The organism is Cyanothece sp. BG0011 (genome assembly GCF_003013815.1).
GTDB lineage: Bacteria > Cyanobacteriota > Cyanobacteriia > Cyanobacteriales > Microcystaceae > Crocosphaera.
This window is the reverse complement of sequence record NZ_PRLH01000078.1, coordinates 1-7,422: the sequence shown is the minus strand read 5'-3', so window position 1 is coordinate 7,422 and position 7,422 is coordinate 1. Positions and strand designations below refer to the sequence as shown.

Below are 7,422 nucleotides of genomic sequence, written 5' to 3'. Positions count from 1 at the left end.
GAAAGCTGAATTAAGACTAAAAGAACAAGAAAATAGTTATGATAGTTTAGTCGGTTCGGGTGAATTATCTTTATTGAAAAATAAAGAACAAATCAAAAACTTAGAAACGGAGATCACCACTCTTAAGTCAGACATAAAACAGACAAAAAGTCAAATAGAAAGTTTACAATATCAATTAAGTCAACGGGTAATAAAAGCACCTATAGAAGGAACTGTTTTCGATTTACCGATTGATACGGAAGGGGCAGTTGTACAACCAGGAACTCGCATTTTAGAAATTGCGCCTCAAGGAACGGCCTTAATTTTACAAGCAGAAATGGCAACACCTGAAAGTGGTTCAGTGACTAAAGGAATGCCTGTAAAAATGAAGTTTGATGCTTTTCCTTTCCAAGATTATGGGGTAATTGAAGGGAAATTAACTGAGGTTTCTCCGACAACGAAAGAGATAGAAACCCCCGATGGTAAAACCTTGGTTTATGATCTTACAATTGAGCTTGATCAAACTTGTATGCCTACTCCTGAAGACTGTATTAATTTACGTCCTGGAGACACCGCAACAGCAGAAGTAGTTATCCGTCAGCGTCGTTTAATTGATTTTGTTCTTGACCCCTTTAAGAAGTTACAAAATGGAGACTTTAAACTTTAGACAGGATGGTTAAGAATGCCGTAGTCCGTAGGGGCTTAATCATATTAAGCCCGAACATTTTTTGGTAACAAAGAATAAAAATTTAAATGATTTTTAAGTAATAACAATTTGTTATAAAATTGTTATTAGAAACCTGAGAAAATAACAATGGTAGCTAAAGATAGATTGCATACTATTTATTTGTGGTAAGATTATATGTTTCTGATATAATTAAATTAAGAAATAAAAATTTAAAGCTAAAACTATGCAATTAGCCTTAGAACAAATTATTTTACATCCTGGTCAACAATTACTTTTAAAAGAGCTTAACTGGCAAAAATTTGAGCAAATCTTATCAGAATTAGGAGAAAGTCGTGCTTCTAGATTATCCTACAGTAACGGAGTCTTAGAAATTATGGTGCCTTTACCCGAACATGAAAAAGATAAAGAAATAATTAGCTATATGGTTCAGATTCTCTTAGAAGCACTTAATATTAATTTTGAACCGTTAGGATCAACTACATTTAAAAACGAACTTATGAACCAAGCAGTGGAACCTGATGCTTGTTTTTATATTGAAAATTATCAAGCTGTTATTGGTAAAAATAGACTTAATTTAGAATGTGATCCCCCTCCAGATTTAGTCATAGAAATTGATATTACTTGTCGTACTCGTTTAGACAATTATCGACTTTTAGGAGTTCGGGAACTTTGGCGTTATACTCAAAATGGTCTACAGATTAATTTATTACAAGAAGGGAAATATATTGAGTCTTTAAATAGTCCCAATTTTCCTAAAATTCCTATTATAGAATTAATTAATCAAGCTGTTGCACAAAGTCAACAAGTTGGTAGAAGTGAAGCCATCAGAAACTTTAAACATTGGCTCAGAGAAAATCTTGATAATACAATAATTTAAGATTTAGACTATCATATAGTAGAATTTAATTTTACACCGATTTGGTTAACTATAAAAAATTAGCTTCAAAAATCATTAGAATTAAACCAACTTTTTGAAGCTAAATAATTTGACGAAATCAAAGATTAGGAAAATTATTTTATAAAGTATCCCATAACAATTATGTCCCTGATTGCACCACCTTTTACGTTTTTAGAATCTTGTTCTGAAATCTCTACAAGATCGTTTTCTAACTCTAAATTGTGCTGTCTTCGAGAAACTGCATTTTCTACTGACTGAGAAATCATATCATCGAGAGTGATTTGATTTGGATTTTCGGTAAATTTGTCCTTCATAGTTGACTCCTGTGTTAATGAGTTAATAGTTGTAGATTAGAAGAGATCAGCTTCAAAAACTAAGAAAAGGAATCATTTGTTTTTGAAGCTAATTGAACTTCTAAATAAAGTTCTTAGAATCTTATGGTAATTTTGAAGATAACTTCTACTTCACCACCCTTAACTAACTGTTGTTGATTAGGTAAAACATCAATGATTTGGTTTTTGTTGTTGATTTTTTCGAGATCAGAAATGATGATATTAGACATGGTAAACTTTCTCCAATGTATGGGTTTAATAGGGATGACATAATTTAAGAAACAATCAGGTATTATGTCTCAATAAAGTTGATTACATTTTACTTTTTGATTTTGATACTGATACTGAATTCAACCTCAACACCACCACCTTTCACTAACTGTTGTCGGTTAGGTAAAACATCAATCATTTGGTTTTTGTTGTTGATTTTTTCGAGATCAGAAATGATGATATTAGACATGGGAAAAGTCCTCTAAGAGTTAGTATTTTTTGATTTGAGTCTTAAGAGCAATCTGTTTGACTCTGTATATATTATTAGTGACATCTATGAGAAATTCAAGTGCTTTTGACTTACTTTTTTCTCAATAACTAAAGCAATTATTTCTTTTTTTAAGGGAAAATTGCATTAAAAAAAATATTTTGACACCAGACAATATCTATTTTATTTAATTGACACCTTGATTGAGTTTTAATCTTAAAGAAAAAACTTAAACAATTATTTCTTAAATAAAACTAGGTTCTCATTTTTTGAGGATTTGAGTTTTTGTATAAAAACAAATGTTTCAATCAAGGGATATGATAATCATAAATTTACAAAGACTGTTAAATTGCTATATGATAAAAAAAGATATATTTTGGGTTGAAATTAATATTATGTCATTATCTATCACCGTAACTGCAGAAGAGATTATCAAGGAAATTAAACTCTCAGGTAAAATGTCGGAGATAATAGAAGGAATGATAAATCGTAGAATTATTGCCCAAGAAGCAAAAGGTGTAGATATAAAAGTAGAAACAGAAGAACTTCAGCAGGCGGCTGATCAATTTCGCTTATCTAAGAACCTCCAGAGTGCAGAAGAAACCCATAAGTGGTTACAAAGAAATCAACTTTCTGTAGAAGATTTTGAAGAGATTCTTCATTTTAGTATTATTTCTGGTAAATTAGCAAATCATCTTTTTGCGGATAAAATTGAACCTTACTTCTATCAAAATCAATTAAATTATACTGAAGTCATAATGCATGAAATTATTCTAGATGATGAAGACTTAGCAATGGAATTATATTATGCTATCGATGAAGATGAGATGAGTTTTTGGGATGTAGCACATGAATATATAAAAGATAAAGAGTTAAGACGTAAAGGGGGATATTTAGGAAAGGTTAAACGTCAAGAATTAAAACCAGAAATTTCTGCTGCTGTATTTGCTGCAAACCCTCCTCAATTACTAAAACCGATTATGACATCTCAAGGAGTTCATTTAGTATTTGTTGAAGAAATTATACATCCAGAACTCAATGAAAATAGACGTTATCAAATTTTATCTAATTTATTTTCTGACTGGTTAAAGCAAAAGTCTCAAGAACTGACAGTTATAGATGATTAGCAATGAAAAAGAGTTTTTGCCCATAAAATTTCATAAGGAAGTTGCTATAACTTTTAATGTCTCTAGCAACTTCCCTATGAATAATGGTAAAACAGATATCGCTATCTTAAAACGTGTGCAATAGCAAGACCTACAGCTACACCGAACCAAAATCCTCCACCATGAGTGTCATTAAGTTGTTCATCTGTTAACTCAGTTATAAAGCTTTCAGAATTCATGAATAAACCAGTATTATTGGGGTCTAAATTAGAGATAGTAATGTTAGTCATTTTGAGCTTTTCTCCTCAGAAATTGGTTTGATTTGTTTGACTCTTTTATTATAAAATCACCTTCTTTATATCGCAATAGTTTTAATAGTTCAAAAAAGAAAAAATATCTACAAATAAATGTGTGTTTTTTATTGTAAACCTGATAAAATCATCGTTTTTAAATAATTGACATCTTAGATTACTAGACTATGTTTTAATAACAAATAAAAACTAAATTAATTATTTCTTTTTTCTTACAAAATAACATTTTTATTGAATAATAGAAAAAGACCCAAGGCTTACCTTGAGTCCATCAATAGAAAAATAACATAACTTATTAAACTAAATAAATTATAGTTTATCGCTTAATGATTGCTGCCTCTTCCTCAATGCTATCTAAAGCTTTTTTCGCTTTAAATAATGTCCGTAAATAAGCCACATTACTACTCCAGGCAGAACGGGGTAAAATAGGCTGATTTGATTCTTGATGAGACCCCATTAAATTCTTTTCCATGATAAATTTATCCTCAAAATTAATGATTAGCACCCACTAAAGATAAAGGTTTCTCTTGCTCGATTTCCCAACTAACTGGCCATTGAATCTTATCAGCCGTAAAGCGTAATTCATCATCAGTGATAGGACTATCAAAAGGTTTTTCTAATAACTCAAATACGCCATTATCAAAAGGATTACCTTTTGCTTGATATTTTATGACAAACTCTTCCCGAATACCTCTCTTTTGCTGAGTTAAAGCCCGATGATGACAGTAGGGATTATTACCTCTTTTATCAAAGAAAACATGAGCCGTCCAACTGCAACCCCCCCGACACAATTCTGCAAATTTACAGGTTTTACAGAAGCCCCAAAGATGGTCTGTTCCTTGAGGGGTTCCGGCACCTAAATTAAAGCGTAATTCTTCCGTTTCTTCGATAATTGTCCGCAGAGAATAATCACGAATATTGCCCCCAGTATAAGCAGAAGTCGGTAAAGAAGGACAGCCTTTAATAGCACCATCGGCTTCAATTCCTAAGGTAGAAAGTCCAGCATTACAGCCTTGCCAAAATGACCAGGCATCACCCCCACGCAGTAATCTTTCATAGGGTCCATAATAACCAATATTATTACCTGCTTGAACACGAACTCCTTCTTCTTTTGCTCGTTGGGCAACTTTGGCAATCATAGGGTAAACATCTAATAATTCATAGGGCTGTAAAAGAATATGATTATTATCAGCAGCCCTACCCATGGGAACCGTTAATTGAATTTGCCAAGCAGCAATTCCTGCATCTCGCAGACGTTCATAAAGTAAGGGAAATTCTGGGGCAGAAAGACGATTAATTTGAGTATTACAACCAAAGGTAATCCCCGCTTCTTTTAGGTTTTTCATAGTTTTAAAAGCCCATTGCCAAGCGCCCGGTTTTCCCCGTTGATAATCATGGGTTTTTTCTAACCCGTCAACGGAAACCGAAACCACTTGAATTCCTGCTTCTTTCATACGACGAGCGGTGTCTAAAGTAATACCAAAACCGCCGGTTGTCATACCACAAACCATCCCTGCTTTAGTAATAGCTTGGGCAATTTCTAACCAGTCAGACCGTAAAAAAGCTTCTCCACCAATTAGGGTAACTTCTGTGATACCAACCTCCGCCATTTGTTGCACTAAATTGAGTGCTTCTTCAGTTGAAAGTTCCTTGGTTCTATTCTGTCCAGCGCGAGAACCACAATGTTGACAAGCCAGATTACACTTTAAGGTAATTTCCCACACAGCATGACTAATTCGACGATATTCTGTCATAATTTTTTTAACTCCAAGACTTAATTAAATCAATTAGTAATAGGTCAGTTTGTTCTTTAAATTTATTTAAATGTTCAATTTAATTAACCTTAACCTGACCTATCTTAAGTATCAACAAGAAATGCTATACCTTTAAAATAATTTAGGTGGTAAACCGTAAATTGCTACAGAACTTCTTGTCAATCCACCCAAAACCGCTGCTAGTTCTTGTTCATTTAGTTCTTCTAGAGTGTCTTGTAACTTGGACTCCTTTTCACTAGATTCTAGAAGTTCAGCCGTGTAACTTTCAAACTCTTCTTGGGTGAAATCATAGCCAGCTTTTTTCACAAAGTGACTACATTCTTCTTTATTGTTTACAGTTTGAAGACCAGCGCGAAAGGCTTCATCTTCTGATAATCTTTGGTAAAAACGTTGAACATTAGATAAGGACATTCGTGACTCCTATTATTGCTTCAAATATGAAGATTTCAGTTATTTTATTCGTCGATAATGACACCATAAAGAGGTTGGGGTTTAATGGGCCAAATAACACCATAGAGGGCTTGTATGGGAGGAGAGGGCATTTTATTACGAATTCCTCCAAAAACAGCTTCTAGTTCCTTTTCATTGAGGTCATTTAATTCTCCCTCATTGAGACTAGATTCTAAGAGTTTAGCAGTATAATTATCAAATTCTTCTTGAGTAAAATAATAGCCAGCTTGTTGTACTAATTGACTACATTCTTCTTTATTTTTTACCTCCGCAAGTGCAGAGCGAAACTGTTCATCTTGGGCTAATCTTTGGTAAAAAGCTTTTACATTTTCAACAGACATAATTCTATTCTCCAATGGCAGTGGGCATTGATACTTGACGAACTAATTCCGAAGCATTGTAATTATCAGTAATAACTTGTGGACAGCGCAGACAAGCTGCTTTTCCTTCTTGTTGAAACCAGCGACATTCTCTTCGGATAGAACAGGCTGGTAACTTATCTTCAACTACCGGTAATTGTTGAACAACTCGCTGAGCTAAACGACAGTTATTACCATCAAAATGCTGACATTTCTTAGTAGCACAGGGACTCGCTGTGCGAAAGACTTCTGCTGGTGTTACCGGTGCCGTTAAGGCGATTAATTTCTCAGTAATCGGTTGAGGTTTTTTAAGATAAGTAACCTGGGGTTTTTCGACGGTTCCACTCACAACACCAAAGGCAACACTTTCTGGTAATTCTGGTCTAGAACTGGGACATAGGGTTTTTTCAGAAGACTGATGATGTTTCATTGATACTCTCTTCATTAAATTTACGAAGGAAAAATAGGCTCTTCAATAATCATGCCTAATGTAGTAGGAAAAGAAATCTTAAGTGGAGTAGAAGTCAGTCCTCCTTCGACATTTTTAGCTTCTTCTTCATTGATATCCACTAAAGAATCTTCGAGACATTGCTGTCTTCTGTGGGCTGCATTAACGACTGATTCTTGAACTAAATCAGTAATTGCAACTTCACCCAAATGTTTACCAAAATTTTTATTCATGATGTTACTCTCTTCAAATCTTTAGATGAATAAGAACCAATTTGCTCTTGATTTTATTTTGAAAATTCTTCTCTAAAATGTCAATAATCATTCAGCTATATTTTGTGAGTAAACTAAACAAATTATTTCCTTTTTATTTTCACAATTGTTTAATAAGTTGACGAATTTTTAAACTTATCTGCTCACTTATCCTGTTTTGAAAGTAACCAAAAAACAGACAGGACAATGGATTTCATCCCTTTCTTGGCTCCCTATGGATTCATATAACTATCAAGAAGCAATTCAAAGAATTTGTTCTCAAAAGTAAATAGTTGGCTCGTCTTTTTATACTTTGTCCACCCCTTAACTGACATCTTGCACGCCTT

The 7,422-nt window shown here is 33.4% G+C and carries 13 protein-coding genes; 3 read left to right on the top strand and 10 right to left on the bottom strand.

Going from position 1 to position 7,422, the window contains the following annotated elements; translation table 11 throughout:
* Together C4E06_RS10430 and C4E06_RS10425 are read left to right on the top strand one after the other, a co-directional pair.
* Positions 1-646 (top strand): HlyD family efflux transporter periplasmic adaptor subunit (locus C4E06_RS10430; protein WP_157951141.1); only part of this gene is annotated, 646 nt, incomplete at its 5' end.
* Positions 647-890: 244 nt separating this feature from the next.
* Complete coding sequence (locus C4E06_RS10425) at positions 891-1,544, top strand: Uma2 family endonuclease (RefSeq protein ID WP_107668006.1); 654 nt, start codon at positions 891-893, stop codon at positions 1,542-1,544.
* Between the two features lie 134 nt (positions 1,545-1,678).
* On the opposite strand, the gene C4E06_RS10420 is transcribed toward C4E06_RS10425, so the two are convergent.
* From C4E06_RS10420 to C4E06_RS27830, 3 genes are all read right to left on the bottom strand, one after another.
* Positions 1,679-1,879, bottom strand: coding sequence for a hypothetical protein (locus tag C4E06_RS10420; RefSeq protein WP_107668005.1), 201 nt, complete (start codon positions 1,877-1,879; stop codon positions 1,679-1,681).
* A gap of 113 nt (positions 1,880-1,992) precedes the next feature.
* Positions 1,993-2,127: a hypothetical protein gene (locus C4E06_RS29205; RefSeq protein ID WP_255412143.1), complete on the bottom strand. Its 135-nt coding sequence runs from the start codon at positions 2,125-2,127 to the stop codon at positions 1,993-1,995.
* 89 nt (positions 2,128-2,216) lie between these two features.
* A complete protein-coding gene (locus C4E06_RS27830; protein WP_198648523.1) occupies positions 2,217-2,357 on the bottom strand; it encodes a hypothetical protein in 141 nt (46 codons plus the stop codon).
* A gap of 413 nt (positions 2,358-2,770) precedes the next feature.
* Between C4E06_RS27830 and C4E06_RS10415 the strand changes: the two genes are divergently transcribed.
* A complete protein-coding gene (locus tag C4E06_RS10415; protein ID WP_107668007.1) occupies positions 2,771-3,502 on the top strand; it encodes a peptidylprolyl isomerase in 732 nt (243 codons plus the stop codon).
* A 101-nt stretch (positions 3,503-3,603) separates the two neighbouring features.
* On the opposite strand, the gene C4E06_RS27825 is transcribed toward C4E06_RS10415, so the two are convergent.
* From C4E06_RS27825 to C4E06_RS10390, 7 genes are all read right to left on the bottom strand, one after another.
* On the bottom strand, positions 3,604-3,771 hold the full coding sequence (locus C4E06_RS27825; RefSeq protein ID WP_198648522.1) for a hypothetical protein: 168 nt from the start codon (positions 3,769-3,771) through the stop codon (positions 3,604-3,606).
* Positions 3,772-4,108: 337 nt separating this feature from the next.
* Positions 4,109-4,264 carry a hypothetical protein gene (locus C4E06_RS27820; RefSeq protein ID WP_198648521.1) on the bottom strand — a complete coding sequence of 52 codons (156 nt, stop codon included), beginning with the start codon at positions 4,262-4,264 and terminating at the stop codon, positions 4,109-4,111.
* 19 nt (positions 4,265-4,283) lie between these two features.
* Complete coding sequence (locus C4E06_RS10410) at positions 4,284-5,546, bottom strand: nif11-class peptide radical SAM maturase 3 (RefSeq protein WP_107668004.1); 1,263 nt, start codon at positions 5,544-5,546, stop codon at positions 4,284-4,286.
* Positions 5,547-5,678: 132 nt separating this feature from the next.
* Positions 5,679-5,978, bottom strand: coding sequence for a Nif11-like leader peptide family natural product precursor (locus tag C4E06_RS10405; RefSeq protein WP_107668003.1), 300 nt, complete (start codon positions 5,976-5,978; stop codon positions 5,679-5,681).
* Positions 5,979-6,022: 44 nt separating this feature from the next.
* Positions 6,023-6,358 (bottom strand): Nif11-like leader peptide family natural product precursor, encoded by a 336-nt coding sequence (locus tag C4E06_RS10400; protein ID WP_107668002.1) that lies wholly within the window; start codon positions 6,356-6,358, stop codon positions 6,023-6,025.
* Between the two features lie 4 nt (positions 6,359-6,362).
* On the bottom strand, positions 6,363-6,806 hold the full coding sequence (locus C4E06_RS10395) for a nitrogen fixation protein (RefSeq protein WP_107668001.1): 444 nt from the start codon (positions 6,804-6,806) through the stop codon (positions 6,363-6,365).
* 20 nt (positions 6,807-6,826) lie between these two features.
* Complete coding sequence (locus C4E06_RS10390; protein WP_107668000.1) at positions 6,827-7,057, bottom strand: hypothetical protein; 231 nt, start codon at positions 7,055-7,057, stop codon at positions 6,827-6,829.
* Between the last annotated feature and the right edge of the window lie 365 nt (positions 7,058-7,422).